Source organism: Curtobacterium sp. Leaf261 (assembly GCF_001422205.1).
GTDB lineage: Bacteria > Actinomycetota > Actinomycetes > Actinomycetales > Microbacteriaceae > Curtobacterium.
Genome location: NZ_LMMJ01000008.1, coordinates 393,215 through 411,931 on the forward strand (window position 1 = coordinate 393,215; position 18,717 = coordinate 411,931).

Below are 18,717 nucleotides of genomic sequence, written 5' to 3' on the forward strand. Positions count from 1 at the left end.
TTCCGGTGGGTCGCGCCAGGGACGCCACAGTGTCGATTCGTAGCGTCGTCGCATGCGCATCGTTCGGTGGCCGGGTGCCCTGCTCCTCTTCGTGGTGATGTCCGCGCTCGCCGGCGTGCTCGTCGCCGTCGCGGTGACGCCCGCGGTCGCGATCTCCGGGCAGGGGGTGTCCGGGGCGGCAGCGTTCTTCGAGGACCTGCCGAGCTACCTCGACGTGCAGGCACCGCAGCAGGTGTCCACCATCTACGCGAAGCAGGACGGCCAGGACGTCAAGATCGCGTCCTTCTACGCGGAGAACCGCACGAGCGTGCAGTCCGACGCCATGGCGAAGACCGTCAAGCAGGCCGCCATCGACACCGAGGACCCGCGGTTCTACGACGAGGGCGGCATCGACGTCGTGGGCACCCTCCGCGGTGCCGCGGCGACCGCGCTGCACCACGGTGTGCAGGGCGGGTCCTCGATCACGCAGCAGTACGTCAAGAACGTGCTCGTGCAGCAGTGCGAGCAGCTCGGCACCCAGAGCAAGGTCGACGCCTGTTACAAGAGCGCGACCGACGTCACCGCGGCGCGGAAGCTCCAGGAGGCGCGGTACGCCATCGCGGTCGACAAGAAGTACTCCAAGGACACGATCCTCACCGGGTACCTCAACATCGTCGGGCTCGGCGGACGGGTCTACGGCGTGCAGGCGGGAGCGCAGTACTACTTCGGCGTCGACGCGAAGGACCTCTCCCTCGCCCAGTCCGCGACCCTCGTGGCGATCCTCAACAACCCCTCGAACCTCCGCATCGACCAGCCGACGTCCGCGCAGAACGGCTCGGCGAACGGGTACGCGTTGACGAAGACCCGGCGCGACTACGTCCTCCGCCGCATGGCCGTGCAGCACTCGATCACGACGGCCGAGCGCGACGCCGCCATCGCCGAGCCGATCACGCCGAAGATCACCGCGACGACGAACGGGTGCTCCGCCGCTGCCCAGTACTCCGCGGCGTACTTCTGCGACTACGTGCGGAACGACATCCTGAACGACACCGCGTTCGGTGCGACCGCCGCCGACCGGATCGCGACGCTCGACACCAAGGGGCTCGCGATCCACACGACGCTCGACCTGGACCTGCAGGCGACCTCGCAGGCGGCGCTGTCGTCCTTCGTGCCGGCGACCATCAGCGCGACGAAGATCGGTGGCTCGAACGTCACGGTCGAGCCCGGGACCGGTCGGATCCTGTCAATGGCCCAGAACACCGCGTTCAACCAGTCCGACACGGCACCGGACGGCGAGACGAGCGTCAACTACAGCGCCGACGCGAAGTACGGCAACTCCGGCGGTTTCGCGACGGGCTCGACGTACAAGGTGTTCACGCTGGCGGAGTGGCTCGCCACCGGGCACACGCTCGGCGAGTCGATCAGCACGACCCAGCACGCGTTCCCCGCGTCGGAGTTCAGGAACTCGTGCCAGAGCCTCGCCGGCACGCCGACCTGGTCGGTCGCGAACGCCGAGTCGGTGCCGTCGTCCATGTCCGTGCAGGCCGCCACGACCGAGTCGATCAACACCGCGTTCGCGCAGATGGGCAAGCAGCTCGACCTCTGCAAGATCTCCCAGGTGGCCGAGGCGATGGGCATCCACACCGCCGGCGGCAGCAGCGACCTGTTCCAGGGTCCGTCGATGATCCTCGGCGTCAACAACCTGTCGCCGATCGACCTGGCGAGTGCGTACGCCGGGTTCGCGAACGGCGGCGTGGTGTGCACGCCCGTCGCGATCGACTCGGTGACCACCGCGGCCGGTGCCATCATCACGCCGACGCCGACGTCCTGCACCCGCGGCGTGTCCGCCGAGGTCGCGGGCACCGTCGACTACGCCCTGCAGGGGGTCCTGTCCGGGGCGGGCACGGCCGCCAGTGCGAACCCCGGCGACAGCGTGCCGAAGTTCGCCAAGACCGGGACGACCGACCGCGACGTCCAGAACTGGCTCGTGACGTCCACCACGAAGTACACGAACGCGACGTGGGTCGGGAACGTGTCCGGGCAGGTCGGGCTCGCGAACGTGCGACTCGGGCAGGGGACGACCGGATACAGCGCGAAGTTCGGGGTGGGCAAGGCACTCATGACCTACCTCGACCAGCACTACGGCGGCGACGCGCTCCCGGTGCCCGACCAGGCGATGATCGGCGGGCGTGCCTCGTCGAGCGGGTCCGGGGCGACGGCCGGGGCGGCGGCGAGGGCTGGCGCGGCGGCGGGACCTGCGGCGACGACCACGGGCCGGTGAGCCGGAGCCCGGTCCGGGCGTTCGGGTGGTCGGAGGCGTCCGCCCTAGACTGGATGCCAATCCACGAACCGATCGACGGAGCACCATGCCTGACATCACGAGCGAGCAGGTCGCCCACCTGGCGAACCTCGCACGTATCGCCCTCACGCCGGACGAGATCGAGAAGCTGACCGGGGAGCTGTCGCAGATCGTCGACAGCGTCGCCCAGGTGGCCGAGGTCGCCACGGACGACGTGCCCGCGACGAGCCACCCCATCCCGCTGCAGAACGTCTTCCGCCCCGACGTGGTCGGCCAGACGCTGACCCAGGAGCAGGCGCTCTCCGGCGCCCCGGACTCCGACGGGCAGCGGTTCCGCGTCACCGCGATCCTGGGGGAGGAACAGTGAGCACGGACAGCACGAGCACCGACATCACCCGCATGACCGCCGCCGCGCTCGCGGACGCCCTCGTGGCCCGTGACGTGTCGAGCGTCGAGGCCACGCAGGCCCACCTCGACCGGATCAGCGATGTCGACGGTCACGTCCACGCGTTCCTGCACGTCAACGAGAAGGCGCTCGCCGTCGCCAAGTCGATCGACTCGCGTCGCGCCGCCGGTGACGACCTCGGGCCGCTCGCCGGCGTGCCGATCGCCATCAAGGACGTCCTCTGCACGCTCGACATGCCGACGACGTCCGGCTCGAAGATCCTCGAGGGCTGGGTGCCCCCGTACGACGCCACCGTCGTCCAGAAGCTCCGCCAGGCCGGTCTCGTGCCGCTCGGCAAGACGAACATGGACGAGTTCGCGATGGGCTCGTCGACCGAGTTCTCGGCGTACGGCCCGACCCGGAACCCGTGGGACCTCGACCGGATCCCCGGCGGTTCCGGCGGCGGCTCGGCAGCTGCCGTCGCAGCGCACGAGGCACCGCTCGCACTGGGCAGCGACACCGGTGGGTCGATCCGCCAGCCGGGTTCCGTGACCGGGACCGTCGGTGTCAAGCCGACCTACGGTGGCGTGAGCCGCTACGGTGCCATCGCACTCGCGTCGAGCCTCGACCAGATCGGGCCGGTCGCCCGGACGGTCCTCGACGCAGCGCTCGTGCACGACGTCATCGCCGGCCACGACGCCCGTGACTCCACGTCGATCCGCACCGAGTGGCCGTCCTTCGCAGCCGCGGCCCGCGAGGGACTGCAGGCGGGTACGCTCTCCGGCCTCCGTGTCGGGGTCGTCAAGGAACTCGGCGGCGACGGCTTCCAGGCCGGTGTCACCCAGCGGTTCACCGAGACGGTCGCGCTCCTCGAGTCCGCCGGGGTGACGGTCGTCGAGATCGACGCTCCGAGCTTCGCCTCCGCGATCGCGGCCTACTACCTGATCCTCCCCGCGGAGGCGTCGTCGAACCTCGCCAAGTTCGACTCCGTCCGCTTCGGCCTCCGCGTGACCCCGGAGAACGGCGGCACCGTGGAGGACGTCATGGCGGCCACGCGCGAGGCCGGGTTCGGGCCCGAGGTCAAGCGCCGCATCATCCTCGGCACCTACGCCCTGAGCGCCGGGTACTACGACGCGTACTACGGCAAGGCGCAGAAGGTCCGCACGCTCGTGCAGCGCGACTTCACGAAGGCCTTCGAGCAGGTCGACCTGCTCGTCAGCCCGACCGCACCGACGACTGCGTTCCCGATCGGGGAGCGCATCGATGACCCCCTGTCGATGTACCTGAACGACCTGACGACGATCCCCGCGAACCTCGCGGGCATCCCCGGCATGAGCATCCCGATGGGACTCGCGCCCGAGGACGGACTGCCGACCGGTGTGCAGCTCATGGCACCGGCGCATGAGGACGCCAGGCTCTACCGGTACGGCGCGGCGCTCGAGCGGCTCCTCGAGGACTCGTGGGGCCACACCCTCATCTCGAAGGTCCCGGACCTCGACTCAGCGACGCTGGCCGCCGGCCAGCAGTCGGCAGCGGAAGAAGGCGTGATCTGATGGCCAAGGACGCACTCATGGACTACGACGAGGCGCTCGAGCGCTTCGAGCCGGTCCTCGGGTTCGAGGTGCACGTCGAACTCGCGACGGCCACCAAGATGTTCTCCGACGCCCCGAACTTCTTCGGCGGCGAGCCGAACACGAACGTGACGCCCGTGGACCTCGGGCTCCCCGGCTCGCTGCCCGTCGTGAACGAGCAGGCCGTCCGGTACTCGATCAGCATCGGGCTCGCGCTCGGCTGCGAGATCGCGGAGAGCTCGCGGTTCGCGCGGAAGAACTACTTCTACCCGGACCTCGCGAAGAACTACCAGATCTCACAGTCCGACGAGCCGATCGCGCACGACGGCACCGTCGAGGTCGAGCTCGCCGACGGCACGGTCTTCACGATCCCGATCGAGCGTGCCCACATGGAGGAGGACGCCGGCAAGCTGACGCACGTCGGTGGTGCTGCCGGCCGCATCCAGGGCGCCGAGTACTCGCTCGTCGACTACAACCGCGCCGGGGTCCCGCTCGTCGAGATCGTCACGCGTCCGATCTTCGGGACGGAGCACCGCGCGCCCGAGCTCGGTGCCGCGTACGTCGAGACCATCCGCGACATCGTCCGCGGCCTCGGGGTGTCCGAGGCGCGCATGGAGCGCGGGAACCTGCGCTGCGACGCGAACATCTCCCTGCGGCCCCGCGGCCAGGAGAAGCTCGGCACGCGCACCGAGACGAAGAACGTCAACTCGTTCCGGGCCGTCGAGCGTGCCGTCCGCTACGAGATCCAGCGGCAGGCAGCGATCCTTGCCGGTGGCGGGACGATCACGCAGGAGACACGGCACTGGCACGAGGACACCGGCCGCACCTCGGCCGGGCGTCCGAAGTCCGACGCCGACGACTACCGCTACTTCCCGGAGCCGGACCTGCTCCCCGTGGTGCCCGCGCCCGAGCTGATCGAGGAGCTCCGCGCCGCGCTGCCCGAAGCCCCCGTCGCACGGCGTCGTCGGCTCAAGGGCGAGTGGGGATTCGCGGACCTCGAGTTCCAGGACGTCGCGAACAGCGGACTCCTGACCGAGGTCGAGGAGACCGTCGCCGCCGGTGCTGCACCGCAGGCCGCCCGCAAGTGGTGGACGGGTGAGATCAGCCGCATCGCGAACGCCCGCGGACAGCAGGACGACGGCGAGCAGACCGCTCCCGGCGACCTCGTCAGCCCGGCGCACGTCGCCGAGGTCATCGCGCTCGTCGAGTCCGGTGATCTCACGGACCGGCTCGCCCGCCAGGTGCTCGAGGGTGTCATCGCGGGCGAGGGCTCTCCGGCCGAGGTCGTCGAGGCCCGCGGGCTCAAGGTGGTCTCGGACGACGGTGCCCTGACGGCCGCGGTCGACGAGGCCCTCGCCGCGCAGCCCGACGTGCTCGAGAAGATCCGCGACGGCAAGGTCCAGGCCGCCGGCGCGATCATCGGCGCCGTGATGAAGGCGATGAAGGGCCAGGCGGACGCCGCGCGCGTCCGCGAGCTGGTGCTGGAGCGCGCGCAGGCGTAGCCAGCGGGCGACAGCACGACCGGATCCCCACCACACGACAGATCACGTCGTGTGGTGGGGATCGCGTCGTACGGGTGCGCCTGACGGACTGGAGGGACGGTGCGGCCCCGCCCCGTCCCTCCAGTCCGTCAGGTGGTCGCGTCGGGCAGCGGATCGGCCGGCGTCCTCGTCGCTCGCCGGAGCTGTCCGTACCGGGCGAGGGCTGCGGCCGCGCCGACGGCGAAGGGCGCGGATCCGAAGATCTCCGCGGGGAAGACATCCGGTCCGAACGCGAGCGGCACCGCGGCCAGCGTCCCTCCGAGGATCGACTGCGCGACGATGTGGACGGGCCACGGGCGGACACGCTCGAGCACGTGACCGAGCAGGTACGTCAGGGGGAGGATCGCTGCGGCACCGATCACGACGAAGGGGATCGCGACGACGACGATGAACGGCAACCAGTCGAACATGACGAGGATGTAGTCGGGGTGTTGCGTCAGGACTGTGTTGACAAGGGTTGCGACCGGTAGTGTCGCACCGATCGTCCAGCAGACGCCGCGCAGTTCGAGTCGGACTGCCGTTCCCCAGGTCCAGGGCGGCCGGTCCGCGTCCGTCGTCGTGTCCTCCGTGGTCGTCTCAGTGATCATGCTCCGGCCTCCTCGGGCTGTGCGGTGACCTCGGCGGGTGCGATCGGCTCGGCTGGTGCCGTCGCCGCGGTCTGCGCGAGGCGGTCGGCCCGTCGGAACTCGCCGCGACGAGCCAGGGCTCCGGCGGCACCCGCGGCGATTGACATCGGCACGAAGATCAGGAGCGTGTCGGGGGACACCATCGGGAGTGCGGCGAGCGTGCCGGCGAGGACCGATGTCGCGGTGATCTGGTTCCGCCGGGACTCCACGGGTCGCAGCGCGCGTCCGAGCAGGTACGTGAACGGCAGGGCGACGACCACGGCGGCGAACGCGAACGGGATGGACACGACGTCGAGCCAGAACGCCGCGGCCAGCGCACTGCCGAGGGTGCCGAGCCAGTTCCACTCCATGGTGAACCAGCCGCCGAGCCCGACGATGAGTGTCAACACGAACGTCGTGATCGGCAGCGTCACCCCGATCAGCCAGCCGTAGGCACGGATCTCGACCCACCAGCTGTCCGACCAGGTCCACGTCGGTGTCGGCGTCGGCGCGGACTCGACACTGGCGACGGTGGGGACGTGCTCCACGGCACTCACGAGGCACGCCCGGCGACGATGCCGACGATCTCGGTGACCGCGAGCCGGAACGGCCGGACCCGGAGCAGCGGGAGCGCGAACCGCAGGACGCGCAGCATCGCGTCGACGAGCTTGGTCGTGCGGGCCTGGTCGGGGGAACGGTCGTACGTCCAGAACAGTGCGAGGAGGAGGTACCCCATCCAGAGCGCCGTCGGCAGGTCGTCCGCGAGGTCCCGGGGGAGTTGCTGCTTCGCCCCGCTGACGGCCTCGGTGAAGAGCCCGAGGACGAGGTCCCGCGCGGGTGTCGACTCGGACGACAGCGGGTTGACCGGCGAGTCGGGGGTGAACGCCGCGGCGAGGAACTGGGGCGCGATCGCGTGGTACTCGGTGAGGTTCGCAAGGCCCGCGCGGACGACGATCCCGACCCGTGCCGTCAGGTCCTGCTCGTCGGCGAGCAGCGGCAGGGCGACGGTGCGGTGCTCCTGCTGCACGTCGAGGTAGAGCTCCTGGACGAGGTGGTCCTTGGTCGGGAAGTGGTAGTACGCGTTCCCGACGGAGAGGCCGGCCTCCGCTGCGATGCCGCGCATCGTCGTGGCGTCGTAGCCCTGCTCGCGGAGGGACCGGATCGCCACCGCGCGGATGGCGGCACGCGTGCGGTCCCGCTTCGACTGCGGCGGCGTTTCGTTTTCGAACATGTTCAAAAACTAGTCTGCGATCCGTGGACTGTCCAGACCCCGGGTCGTTCGAGCACGGAGCGTCGGACGCTCCGGGCATGATGACGTCGTGACCGCGCACGAGCAGGACCCCGCTGGCCCGACCCGCACGCGTCTGCTGTTCCCCGGCCAGTACGGGCCCGAGTTCGACGACGGCGGTCCGGTCCTCGTCGTGGAGGCGATGGAGTTCTTCGGATCGAGGCCGATGCATCGCGCGAAGGCCCTGCTCTGGCTCTCGGCGCTCCGACATCGCGTCGCCGAGCTCGGGGACCGTGCAACGCACGTCCGGGTCGAACGGGTCCGTGACGCGTTGTCCGACGCCACGGAGAACGGCATCGAGCTCGAGGTGATCGACCCGCCGTCCTGGAGCCTCCGCGCTGAGGTCCGACGGTTCCCGGACATCGCGATCCTGCCGAGCCGTGGGTTCGTGACGAGTGAGGACGACTTCGCCGAGTGGGCGACGGGCTCGTCGAGCCAGTTCCTCATGGAACACCACTACGAGCGTGTCCGTCGTCGCGAAGGCTGGCTGATGGACGGGGACCGCCCGCTCGGCGGCCGGTTCAGCCTCGACGAGGACAACCGCAACCCACCACCGAAGGGTGCGACCTCACTCGGTCTGCCGGACCCGTGGTCACCGACCGAGGACGACATCGACGCCCGGGTGCGCGAGGACCTCGCGCGGTGGGAGCAGGACGGCCTCGTGCACTTCGTCGGCGCGATGGACCGACGCCGGTTCGCGGTCACCCCGGCCGAGGCTGCCGCCGCGCTCGAGGACTTCGTGGCGACCAGGCTCAGCGACTTCGGGCCGTTCGAGGACGCCGTGCTGCAGGACGACCGGGCGATGGCGCACTCGCTGTTGAGCGTCCCGATGAACCTCGGCGTGCTCGACCCGCGGACCGCCGTCAGTGCGGCGATCGAGGCGCTGGGCACCGGCGCACCGCTCGCGAGCGTCGAGGGCTTCGTCCGCCAGGTCGCCGGGTGGCGGGACTACGTCTGGCACCTGTACTGGGAGTTCGGCGAGGACTACGGGGCCGATGCGGAACCACTCGGCCCGCCGACGTCGCTCCCGGCCTGGTGGTGGGAGCTCGACACCGCGGACGTCACGGCGGCCTGCCTGACCTCGACGCTCGACGACCTCCGCGAGCACGGGTGGCTGCACCACATCCAGCGCCTGATGATCCTCGGCAACTGGTCGTTGCAGCGCGGGTACGACCCCGTCGAGCTGACCGCGTGGTTCACCGACCTGTTCGTCGACGGCACCGACTGGGTGATGCCCGCGAACATCATCGGGATGTCGCAGCACGCGGACGGTGGTCGGGTCGCGACGAAGCCGTACGCATCGGGCGGTCGGTACATCGACCGGATGACCGACCACTGCGGCGGTTGCCCCTTCGACCCGACGAAACGCCTCGGGGAGGACGCCTGTCCGTTCACGGCGGGGTACTGGGCGTTCCTCGACCACGCCGAACCGGCACTCCGCGCCAATCGGCGCATGATGCGTCCGCTGCAGCAGCTCGCCCGCCTGACAGACCGGGAGGCCGTGGTCGAGCAGGAGCGTAACCGCACCATGCCCTGACGAGGCCCGCCGGACGGGAGGCGCGGATCGCCACCACCTGTCGTCGTGCGGTGCGCAGGCGGCCGGCACCGTGCCTCCAGGCCGGATCGCGTGACCCACCGGTCCGCCGGGTCGGTGGCAGACGCGTTCAGTGGCGGACCATGGTCGAGTAGAACCGGTACGCCTCCGCGCGGTAGCGCGTCGTGCCGATGAGGAGCGGTCGGCCGACCGCGTCGAAGCACGTCTCGGTCCCGAGGAGGAGCGGTGCGCCGACCGCGACGCCCAACAGTGCGGCCTCGCGGTCGTCAGCGGCGATCGCCTCGACCGCGAAGCTGGATCGGGCGGGGCGTGTCCCGAGCGCCTCGAGGCGCTGGTACAGCGAGCTGTCCGCCAGGTCGGCGGCGTCGATCCCCGGACTCCGGTCGAGCACGATCACCGAGCGGTCGAGGCAGATCGGCACCGTGTCGAACGACCGCAGGCGCTCGACGTCCAGGACGGGTGCCAGCGGCGCGGCGCGGAGGTCCTGTGCCTCGTCGAAGGTCGCCTCCCGCACGCGGTGTGCGAGGACCTTCGTCCGTGGGACGACACCTCGACGCGCCGCCATCTCGGTGAAGCTCAGGAGGGTCCGGTCGGGCTCGCCGAGTGGAGCGTTCGTGACGAACCAGCCGGACTGCGGTGTGGCGGTGACGACACCGCGCTCGGCGAGCATCGTCAACGCTCGGCGCAGAGTCGTCCGGCTCACAGCGATGCGCTGCACGAGGTCGCGCTCGCTCGGGAGACGACCGATCTCGCTGCATGCCCCGCCGACGATGAGCTGCTCGATGCGCTCCATGGCCATCCTGACGGTCGCACCACCAGCCGTCCGGACCGCTGCGTCGCTGTGTTCCATGGGGTGACTGTAGAGCCAGATCGCGGAATTGGTCTCTTCTGGTCGGAACTGGTCCGTTCGCCTGCGGCATCGCCCTACGCTTGCGCAACCACCGGCCGTCGAGGAGGACACCAGTGACCGTGCAGCTCTCAGTACGCCAGACCCCCGCGGATCTCGGCGACGCACTCGCCGAGATCGCGATCGACCACATCGTCGACGCCCGGTCCGCGGGGCGTCGGATCCTCATCGGCATCCCGGCCGGCCGGACACTCGTGCCGGTCGTCGATGCACTGGCGGCTCGGCTCGCCGCTCGGCCGATGGACCTCGACCACGTGGTGCTCGTCCTCATGGACGACTACGCGATCCCGGACGGCGCGGGGTTCCGACTCCCGGACGCCGCCGCACACTACAGCTGCCGCCACTTCGGCGAGGTCGTCCGCGCCCAGCTCTCCGACGCGGTCGCGCCGCTCGCCGGCATCGCGCAGGCGCACCTGTGGTCGCCGGACCCGTCCGACCCCGCCGCGTACGACCGTGACATCGCCGCAGCGGGCGGCATCGACCTGTTCTTCGTCGCCGTCGGGGTGAGTGACGGCCACGTCGCGTTCAACCCGCCCGGGACGGCGCTGGCGTCGCGCACGCGCATCATCGACCTCGCCGACTCGACCCGCACGGACAACCTCGGGACGTTCCCGGAGTTCACGTCGCTCGACGACGTCCCCCGGCACGGTGTCAGCGTCGGGATCGGCACCATGCTCGACGCGAAGACCGTCGTGCTCGTGGCACACGGGGCCGCGAAGTCGACGGCCGTCCAGCGGGTCCTCGAGGCCGACCGTTTCGACCCCGCGTGGCCCGCGACCTTCGTACACGAGCACCCCGCCGCGTCGCTCTGGGCGGACGACGCCGCGGCAGAGTCGAGCACCGCGGGACAGGCGGTGGACGCATGAGGCGCCGGACCGCCGGGATGCTCGGTGTCCTCGCCGTCACCGTGCTCCTGCTGAGCGGGTGCACGACCGGCGTCGGCCAGTCCGAGGCCGGTGCGGGAGGGCTCGATGACAAGACACCCGTGACGATCTCGCTGTGGAGCTTCTTCACCGCACGGGAGAAGGGCGACGTCGACGCCCGCCTGAAGGCCTTCCACAAGCTGTACCCGTGGATCACGGTGGACCACGTCGGCGGTGAGAGCGACGACAACATCGTGCAGTCGGTCCGCGGCGGGAACCCGCCGGACGTCGCCATCTCGCAGAACAGCGACAGCGTCTCGGGGTACTGCGCGACCGGGACGTTCCAGGACCTGACCTCCCGCATCGCCGCCGCGGGTCCTGCGACCTCGTCGGTGCTCCCGGCGACCGCTGCCTACACCTCCTACGACGGCAGGCGGTGCGCGCTCCCGGTCCTCGCCGACGTGTACGGCCTGTACTACAACACCGACATGTTCCAGAAGGCGGGCATCACGGCACCCCCGCGGACCTGGCCCGAGCTCACCGAGGACGCCAAGAAGCTCACCACGTTCAACCCCGACGGGTCGATCAAGGTCGCCGGGTTCGTGCCGTTCCTCGACTTCTTCGAGAACAACGTCGGGACGTTCACCCCGGGCTTCGACCTCGACTGGTACGACGCCGCCGGGAAGGCGCAGATGGCGAACGACCCGAACTGGGCGGCCATGTTCACGTGGGAGAAGCAGCTCGTCGACTGGTACGGCTACGACAAGCTCCAGACCTACGTGGCGTCGCTCGGCGCCGAGTTCTCGCCGCAGAACCCGTTCCAGACGGGCAAGCTCGCGATGGCCGTCGACGGTGAATGGCGCGTCGCGTTCGCGGCGGACCAGGCGAAGAAGTTCTCCTACGGCACGGCGCCGATGCCGACCGAGAGCGCCTCGCGCTACGGCAGCGGCGTCATCAGCGGGACGACCATCGGCATCCCGAAGGGCTCCAAGCACTCGGCGGCGGCATGGCTCCTCGTCAAGTACCTGTCGACCGACACCTCGAGCCTCGTCGACCTGACCCTGCGGCTCCGGAACGTGCCGACCACGACACAGTCGCTCGCGGACCCGGCGATCCGGACCGATCCACGGTTCACCACCATGCTCGACATCGCGGCGGACAAGGACACCAGGTCGGTGCCCGGCACGTGGGCGGGGAGCGCGCCGCGGGAACTCCTGACGCAGTTCGCACAGTCCTGGGCGGCGGGCAACGTCCCCGACCTCCACGCGGGACTCGCCAGCGTCGCCGACCAGATCGACTCGCAGATCGACCAGGCGAGTGCGGGGGAGAGCCGATGAGCGCCGCAGTGGGACCGACCGCAGCGAGTGGTCGGAGGGACGCCGGAGCGCAGGCAGGTCCGGATGGGCAGACGTCGGCGCAGGCGCTCGCGGTCCGCACAGCAGTCCGCCGCAAGCAGCGGTGGCGCGAGCGACGGACGATCCTCGTGCTGCTGTCGCCCGGGCTCGTCGGCCTCGCGGTGTTCTTCCTCTACCCGCTCGCCGCGAACGTCTTCTACTCGTTCACGCGGTACAACCTCATCGACGCCGCGTCGTGGGCGGGGCTCGCGAACTACCGGTTCATGTTCGACGGTGACCACCAGATCGGGCCGGCACTCCGCAACACCGTCCTCTTCTGCCTCGTCGCCGTCCCGATCCAGTTGCTGTTCGCCCTCGGGGTGACCGCGGTCCTCGCGCGAATCCGGTCCGGCGCCGGCGTCTACCGGCCGCTGTTCTACCTGCCGACGCTCCTGCCTCCCGTCGCCGCGACGCTCGCGTTCACGTTCGTGCTGAACCCGGGAACCGGGCCGGTGAACACCGTGCTCAAGGCGATCGGCGTGCCGCAGCCGCTGTGGTTCAACAGCCCGACGTGGTCGAAGACGGCCCTGCTGCTGCTGACGATGTGGGGGATCGGCAACACGATCGTCATCCTGCTCGCCGCGACGCTCGACGTGCCGGAGGAGCTGCAGGAGGCCGCGCAGCTCGACGGGGCGAACGGCCGGCAGCGGTACTGGCACATCACGCTGCCGACGATCGCGCCGGTGTTGTTGTTCTCGACCATCATCGGGGTGATCCAGAGCCTGCAGCTGTTCACCCAGCCGTACGTCGTCAGCACGATCCTCGGGTCCGGGTCCGGGACCACCGCGAACAACCTCGGGTACCCGCAGAACTCGATGCTGTTCTTCACCGAGGTCCTCTACCAGCAGGGCTTCCGCTACTTCAACATGGGCTACGCCTCGGCGCTGTCCGTCGTGCTCTTCGTCGCGACACTCGTCGTGACGGGCGTCCTGATCCTCGTGACCCGCCGCCAGATGAACGCCGAGAGGGACTGACATGACCGACCAGATCGTGCAGGGACCGGCAGTGGTCGCCGTCCCACGCCCGACGGCGCCCGACCGTCGCGCCGGGCGACGGTCGCGACTCCTCGACACCGTCGCACGGCACGCGATCCTCATCGCCGTGCTCATCGTGTTCCTCATGCCGGTGGTGTTCATCCTGACGACGGGGGTGATGACCGACGACCAGGCACTGACGAGGGACCTCGTACCGCACCCCGTCCAGTGGTCGAACTTCGCCGAGGTGTTCCGGACCGTGCCGCTCGCGCGGTACCTGTTCAACACCGTCCTCATCGCGGTGCTGTTCACCCTGTTCTCGATCGCGAGCAGCGTCCCGGTCGCCTATGCGCTCGCGAAGTTCCGGTTCCGTGGACGGATCCCGCTGTTCTTCGCGTTCATCGCCGCGATGATGCTGCCGCCGCAGGTGACCGTGGTGCCGCTGTACGTCATGTACGCGCACCTCGGCTGGACCGGGACCCCGCTCCCGCTCATCATCCCGGGCCTGTTCGGCGACGCGTTCACGATCTTCCTGCTGCGGCAGTTCTTCGTGTCGGTGCCGCAGGCGTACCTCGACGCGGCCCGGATCGACGGCACCGGTGAGTTCCGGTTGCTGTGGTCGGTGTTCCTGCCGATGGTGAAGCCTGCGATCGCGGCGGCCGGGCTCTTCGCGTTCTTCTTCTGCTGGAACGACTTCTTCAACCCGCTGCTGTACCTCGGCTCGAACCCGGACTGGTCGACGCTGTCGATCGCGCTCTCGCAGTTCCGGACCGTGCACGCCGTGCAGTGGAACCTGGCGATGGCGGCGACGGTGCTGTTCGTCCTGCCGGTGGTCGTCCTGTTCTTCTTCGCCCAGCGGCAGTTCGTCCAGGGCATCGCGCTGAGCGGTGTCAAGGAGTGACACGGCGGCGACGCCCTGGTGCGGTGCCATCGCGCCGGACGATCCACGACCCCAGCACCATCGAGAGGACCATGCCATGAAGGTGACCGTCATCGGAGCGGGCTCCACGTACACCCCCGAACTCATCGGCGGACTGTCGCAGCAGCTGGACCGGCTGTTCGTCGACGACCTGTGGCTGATGGACACGGACGAGGAGCGACTGCAGGTCGTCGGGTCGTTCGCCGCCCGGATGATCGGCGCGCAGGGGCTCGGGACGACGGTGCACCTGACGACCGACCGCGCCGAGGCGATCCAGGACGCCGACGCCGTCCTCATCCAGCTGCGCGTCGGCGGGCAGACCGCACGTCTCGGTGACGAGACGTTCCCGCTCGACTGCGGGTGCATCGGGCAGGAGACCACGGGTGCCGGCGGGTTCGCGAAGGCGCTCCGTACCGTCCCCGTCGTGCTGTCCATCGCGGACGACGTCCGCCGGCTCGCGAAGCCGGACGCGTGGATCATCGACTTCACGAACCCCGTCGGGATCAACACCCGGGCGCTCCTCGCCGCAGGGCACCGTGCGGTCGGTCTCTGCAACTACGCCATCGGGGTCCAGCGCTGGGCGGCGAGGACGATGGGCGTCGACGCGGCCCGGGTCGAGGTCGACCCGGTGGGGCTCAACCACTTCTCCTGGACCCGGCGCATCCTCCTCGACGGCGAGGACGTCGTCCCGTCGTTCATCACCGACCGGATGGACGCCCTGACCGAGCAGTTCCCGTTCGACGAGTCGCTCTACCGGTTACTCGGGGTCGTCCCCTCGCCGTACCTGCAGTACTACTACGGCCACGACCGCGCGCTCGAACGCCAGCGACACGAGACCCCCCGCGCCGAGGTCGTCGCGAACCTGGAGCGGGAGCTGCTCGAGCAGTACCGGTCCGAGTCCCTGACCGAGAAGCCGCCGCAGCTCGCGCACCGCGGCGGTGCGTTCTACAGCGAGGCCGCGGTCGACCTTCTCGCGTCACTGTGGTCCGACGACGAGACCATGCACGTCGTCAACGTGCTGAACCGCGGCACCGTGGCCGGGCTCGCCGACGACGACGTCATCGAGACGCGGTGCGCCGTGTCCCGCGCCGGGATCCGACCGCTTGCACAGGCCGCCGTCGACCCGCTGCTGCTCGGGCCGATCCAGCACGTCAGCGCGTACGAGCGGCTCGCCGTCGCCGCGGCGCTGTCGGGCGACCCGGACGACGTCCGACGCGCGCTGCTCGCACACCCGCTCATCGGGCAGTGGGACACGGTCGAGTGCCTCGTGCCGAAGCTCCTCGAGAGCGGTGCGGAGCACCTCCCGCAGTTCGCCGAGACGATCGCGGGCGGCCGGTGAGTCGAGAGGACAGCGGGCGTCCGGTGAGCCGACAGGACGCCAGCCGGCCGTCGAGCGGTGACCTGGTCGTCGGCGTCGACGTCGGGAACTCGAAGACCCACGCCGTCGTGGTCGACCTCGACGGCGCCGTCGTCGGCGTCGGCCATGGGCCGGGCGTCGCCACCACCGACCGCACCGTCACCGCGCTCGTCGGGCTCGCGCTCGACGCCGTCGAACAGGCCGTCGGGACCCGGTCGGGATTCCACGCCGCGGCCCTCGCGATGGCCGGCATCGACTTCCCGGACCAGGAGCGCACCGCTGCCGGTCTTGCCGCCCGCGCAGGGCTGGCGACCCACACGGTGATCTGGAACGACACGTTCGCGCTCCTCCGGACCGTGTCGCGCGAGGGCGACGGGATCGCAGTCATCTGTGGTGCGGGCATCAACTGCATCGGGCGGCGGGGTGACGACACCGTTCGGTTCAACGCCCTCGGAGCCTTCTCGGGCGACTGGGGCGGCGGCCAGGACCTCGGTGCCGCGGCACTCGCCGCAGCCTGCCGCGGTGAGGACGGCCGGGCTGCGCCGACCATGCTGAGCGACCGCGTCGCCGCACACTTCGGGCTCGCCAGTGCGCTCGACGTCGGAGTCGCCATCGCGACCGACCTGATCCCGGAGCACCGGCTCGTCGAGTTGCCGCCGGCGGTCTTCGCGGCGGCGGACGACGGTGACCAGGCGGCGGTGCAGATCGTCGAGCGTCTGGCGGCCGAGATCGCGCTCTTGATCCGGACGACGGTCGAGCGGCTGCCTGACGGTGAGCGTCTGCCGGTGATCCTCGGCGGCGGGGTGCTCGAGAGCGGCTACGCACCGCTCATCACGGCGATCCGGGACCGGTGCATCGACATCGTCGGCGACATCCGGATCGCGGACGTCCCGCCGGTCGTCGGTTCGGTGCTGCTCGCGTTCGACGTCATCGACCGGAACCCGGACCTCGACCTCGACGCGATGCGTCGGGCGATCCGTGGATCGCGGGTCCCCTGACCGGGACCGGCGGCGGCTCCAGACGCGTGCGGAACCGGCCTGGAGGCACGCCCCACCCGGGCGCGCGACGATCGGTCGTGGAGATGGGCGGCCCTGTGACCCGGCGAACCTGAGGGGCCCTGACCGCCCGGTGACAGGATGGTGTGTGTCCGCAACGATCCGCGCCATCGGTACCGCCGTCCCGCCCCGCACCCTCGACCAGGACGGGGCGATGCGGCTCTTCCAGGCGCAGCCGGGTCTCGGGCGTCTCGGGGAGCGTCTCGTGGGTGCAGCCTTCGGGGCGTCGGCCGTCGAGCGGCGCCACACCGTCGTCGAGGACCTGCACGAAGACCACCGGCCCGGGGCCTTCGTGGGTACCGACGGCGTGATCACCTCGCCGTCGACCGGCTTCCGGAACGACCGCTACCGCGAGCTCGCCATCCCGCTCTTCGTCGCTGCGGCCCGCGACGCGCTCGCCGCCGCCGACATGACCGCCGACCAGGTCACCCACGTCGTCACCGTCTCCTGCACGGGCTTCACCCAACCGGGCCCGGACCTCGCGGTCGCGCAGCAGCTCGGGATGCGCCCCGGCGTCTTCCGGCACCACATCGGGTTCATGGGCTGCTACGCGGCCTTCCCCGCGCTCCGCACCGCTGCCGCGTTCTGCGAGGCCGACCCCGACGCCGTCGTCCTCGTGGTCTGCGCCGAGCTCTGCACCCTGCACGTCCGGGCGTCGTCGGACCCGGACCAGATCGTCGCGAACAGCGTGTTCGCCGACGGTGCCGCTGCCGCCGTGGTCGTGCCCGACTTGCCGAGCGCTCGGTTCGCCGATCCGGAGCAGTCCGACCTTCGACCCGGGCTCCGCATCGATGCGTTCGCCACGACCGTGATCCCCGAGGGCGCCGACGACATGGCCTGGAACATCGGCGACGAGGGCTTCGAGATGGTCCTCAGCACCGCCGTCCCGCGGCTCATCGAGCAGCACGTCGCCGAGGCGGTCGCGCCGGTCCTCGCGGCGATCGAGATCGGCTCCGCGGCGGAGGTCCCACTCTGGGCGGTGCACCCCGGTGGCCGCGCGATCCTCGACCGCGTCGAGGAGGAGCTGGCGTTGCCGACGGACGCGGTCACGGCATCACGCGGCGTCCTCCGCGAGTACGGGAACATGTCGAGTGCGACGGTGCTCTTCGTGCTCGAGCGCATCCTCCGGAACCGGCCCGCGGACGGTACGCGCGTGGTCGCGCTGGCCTTCGGCCCCGGTCTGACGGTTGAGTCCGCAGCCCTCGAGGTGGTGCGCGCGTGAGCGACGGTCGCGACCGCGACCGGGAGACGGACTGGAGGCGCAGGGCGGGCTCCAGCCGCGCCTCCAGTCCGGTGGGTGGCCGGTTCCGGAACGGGGAGCCGCGGCATCCGGACCTCTCCGCGCGGGCGATCGGCCTGCCGGAGCTGATGGACGACCCGCGGTGCGATCCGCGGACGCTCGACCGGACGTTCCGACGGTTCGCGGTGATCAACCCGCTCGTCGGTGGATGGCGCAGGGTGTGGCGGAACGGCATCCGCCCGGTGCTGGGATCGGACGGTTCGGCACGGATCCTCGACCTCGGGTGCGGTGGCGGCGACCTCGCACGGTCGATGGCACGGTGGGCGCGGGCGGACGGCCTCGACGTCGAGGTCGTGGGTGTCGACCCTGACGAGCGGGCGATCCGGGCCGCACGGCGAGCGGACACGCGGGGCGTGGACTTCCGGACCACCTCGAGCGGCGACCTGGTGGACGCGGGGGAGCGGTTCGACGTCGTCGTGTCGAACCACGTCCTGCACCACCTCGGCGACGACGAACGCGACGGGTTCCTCGAGGACTCGGCGGCTCTCGCATCGCATCGCGTCGTCCACAGCGACATCCGGCGATCGCGGGCGGCCTACCGGTCGTACGCGCTCGGGGCGCCGTTCGTCGCGGCGGGGACGTTCGTGCTCGTCGATGGCCTCCGCTCGATCCGGCGGAGCTACACGGTGCCGGAGCTCGAGGCCGTCGTGCCTGCAGGCTGGCGGGTCCGGGCGTCGTCCCCGCACCGCATCCTGGCGATCCGCGACCCGGACTGACCTGCGGCG

The 18,717-nt window shown here is 70.6% G+C and carries 17 protein-coding genes; 13 read left to right on the forward strand and 4 right to left on the reverse strand.

What is annotated here, in order from left to right; translation table 11 throughout:
• The first annotated feature begins 52 nt into the window (after positions 1 to 52).
• The 4 genes from ASF23_RS10015 to gatB all read left to right on the forward strand — a co-directional run bounded on the left by ASF23_RS10015 (position 53) and on the right by gatB (position 5,736).
• Positions 53 to 2,260 (forward strand): transglycosylase domain-containing protein, encoded by a 2,208-nt coding sequence (locus ASF23_RS10015; RefSeq protein ID WP_055952519.1) that lies wholly within the window; start codon positions 53 to 55, stop codon positions 2,258 to 2,260.
• Positions 2,261 to 2,345: 85 nt separating this feature from the next.
• Positions 2,346 to 2,645, forward strand: a complete 300-nt coding sequence (gene gatC, locus ASF23_RS10020; protein WP_055952522.1) for an Asp-tRNA(Asn)/Glu-tRNA(Gln) amidotransferase subunit GatC — start codon at positions 2,346 to 2,348, stop codon at positions 2,643 to 2,645.
• 32 nt (positions 2,646 to 2,677) lie between these two features.
• On the forward strand, positions 2,678 to 4,216 hold the full coding sequence (gene gatA / locus ASF23_RS10025; protein ID WP_055953238.1) for an Asp-tRNA(Asn)/Glu-tRNA(Gln) amidotransferase subunit GatA: 1,539 nt from the start codon (positions 2,678 to 2,680) through the stop codon (positions 4,214 to 4,216).
• Positions 4,216 to 5,736 (forward strand): Asp-tRNA(Asn)/Glu-tRNA(Gln) amidotransferase subunit GatB, encoded by a 1,521-nt coding sequence (gatB, locus tag ASF23_RS10030; RefSeq protein WP_055952526.1) that lies wholly within the window; start codon positions 4,216 to 4,218, stop codon positions 5,734 to 5,736. The genes gatA and gatB overlap by 1 nt, the downstream gene beginning before the upstream one ends.
• Positions 5,737 to 5,864: 128 nt before the next feature.
• On the opposite strand, the gene ASF23_RS10035 is transcribed toward gatB, so the two are convergent.
• From ASF23_RS10035 to ASF23_RS10045, 3 genes are read right to left on the reverse strand one after another with little or no spacing between them, the layout of a single operon-like run.
• Positions 5,865 to 6,362, reverse strand: coding sequence for a hypothetical protein (locus ASF23_RS10035; RefSeq protein ID WP_055952529.1), 498 nt, complete (start codon positions 6,360 to 6,362; stop codon positions 5,865 to 5,867).
• Positions 6,359 to 6,928: a hypothetical protein gene (locus ASF23_RS10040; protein WP_156364447.1), complete on the reverse strand. Its 570-nt coding sequence runs from the start codon at positions 6,926 to 6,928 to the stop codon at positions 6,359 to 6,361. The genes ASF23_RS10035 and ASF23_RS10040 overlap by 4 nt, the downstream gene beginning before the upstream one ends.
• Before the next feature lie 5 nt (positions 6,929 to 6,933).
• Positions 6,934 to 7,611, reverse strand: coding sequence for a TetR/AcrR family transcriptional regulator (locus ASF23_RS10045; RefSeq protein WP_055952534.1), 678 nt, complete (start codon positions 7,609 to 7,611; stop codon positions 6,934 to 6,936).
• 88 nt (positions 7,612 to 7,699) lie between these two features.
• On the opposite strand from ASF23_RS10045, the gene ASF23_RS10050 reads away from it, so the two are divergent.
• On the forward strand, positions 7,700 to 9,205 hold the full coding sequence (locus tag ASF23_RS10050; RefSeq protein ID WP_235510853.1) for a cryptochrome/photolyase family protein: 1,506 nt from the start codon (positions 7,700 to 7,702) through the stop codon (positions 9,203 to 9,205).
• Positions 9,206 to 9,332: 127 nt separating this feature from the next.
• Here ASF23_RS10050 and ASF23_RS10055 read toward each other — a convergent pair whose 3' ends face one another.
• Positions 9,333 to 10,073: a GntR family transcriptional regulator gene (locus ASF23_RS10055; RefSeq protein WP_082474007.1), complete on the reverse strand. Its 741-nt coding sequence runs from the start codon at positions 10,071 to 10,073 to the stop codon at positions 9,333 to 9,335.
• A gap of 113 nt (positions 10,074 to 10,186) precedes the next feature.
• Here ASF23_RS10055 and ASF23_RS10060 point away from each other — a divergent pair, with 113 nt between their 5' ends.
• The 8 genes from ASF23_RS10060 (at position 10,187) to ASF23_RS10095 (ending at position 18,708) form a co-directional block, all read left to right on the forward strand.
• Positions 10,187 to 10,996, forward strand: a complete 810-nt coding sequence (locus tag ASF23_RS10060; RefSeq protein WP_055952540.1) for a 6-phosphogluconolactonase — start codon at positions 10,187 to 10,189, stop codon at positions 10,994 to 10,996.
• The gene (locus tag ASF23_RS10065) at positions 10,993 to 12,330 is read left to right on the forward strand and encodes an ABC transporter substrate-binding protein (RefSeq protein ID WP_082474009.1); all 1,338 of its coding nucleotides are present in this window, start codon (positions 10,993 to 10,995) and stop codon (positions 12,328 to 12,330) included. Before ASF23_RS10060 ends, ASF23_RS10065 begins: the two co-directional genes overlap by 4 nt.
• A complete protein-coding gene (locus tag ASF23_RS10070) occupies positions 12,327 to 13,361 on the forward strand; it encodes a carbohydrate ABC transporter permease (RefSeq protein ID WP_082474010.1) in 1,035 nt (344 codons plus the stop codon). Before ASF23_RS10065 ends, ASF23_RS10070 begins: the two co-directional genes overlap by 4 nt.
• A 1-nt stretch (position 13,362) precedes the next feature.
• Entirely contained in the window at positions 13,363 to 14,262 is a 900-nt protein-coding gene (locus tag ASF23_RS10075; RefSeq protein ID WP_055952544.1) for a carbohydrate ABC transporter permease, read from the forward strand.
• A 76-nt stretch (positions 14,263 to 14,338) separates the two neighbouring features.
• Positions 14,339 to 15,619, forward strand: coding sequence for a 6-phospho-beta-glucosidase (locus tag ASF23_RS10080; protein ID WP_055952547.1), 1,281 nt, complete (start codon positions 14,339 to 14,341; stop codon positions 15,617 to 15,619).
• Positions 15,620 to 15,642: 23 nt separating this feature from the next.
• Positions 15,643 to 16,635 (forward strand): N-acetylglucosamine kinase, encoded by a 993-nt coding sequence (locus ASF23_RS10085; protein WP_055952550.1) that lies wholly within the window; start codon positions 15,643 to 15,645, stop codon positions 16,633 to 16,635.
• 145 nt (positions 16,636 to 16,780) lie between these two features.
• Positions 16,781 to 17,914 (forward strand): type III polyketide synthase, encoded by a 1,134-nt coding sequence (locus ASF23_RS10090; protein WP_055952553.1) that lies wholly within the window; start codon positions 16,781 to 16,783, stop codon positions 17,912 to 17,914.
• Positions 17,911 to 18,708: a methyltransferase domain-containing protein gene (locus ASF23_RS10095; protein WP_235510854.1), complete on the forward strand. Its 798-nt coding sequence runs from the start codon at positions 17,911 to 17,913 to the stop codon at positions 18,706 to 18,708. Before ASF23_RS10090 ends, ASF23_RS10095 begins: the two co-directional genes overlap by 4 nt.
• Positions 18,709 to 18,717 lie beyond the last annotated feature (9 nt).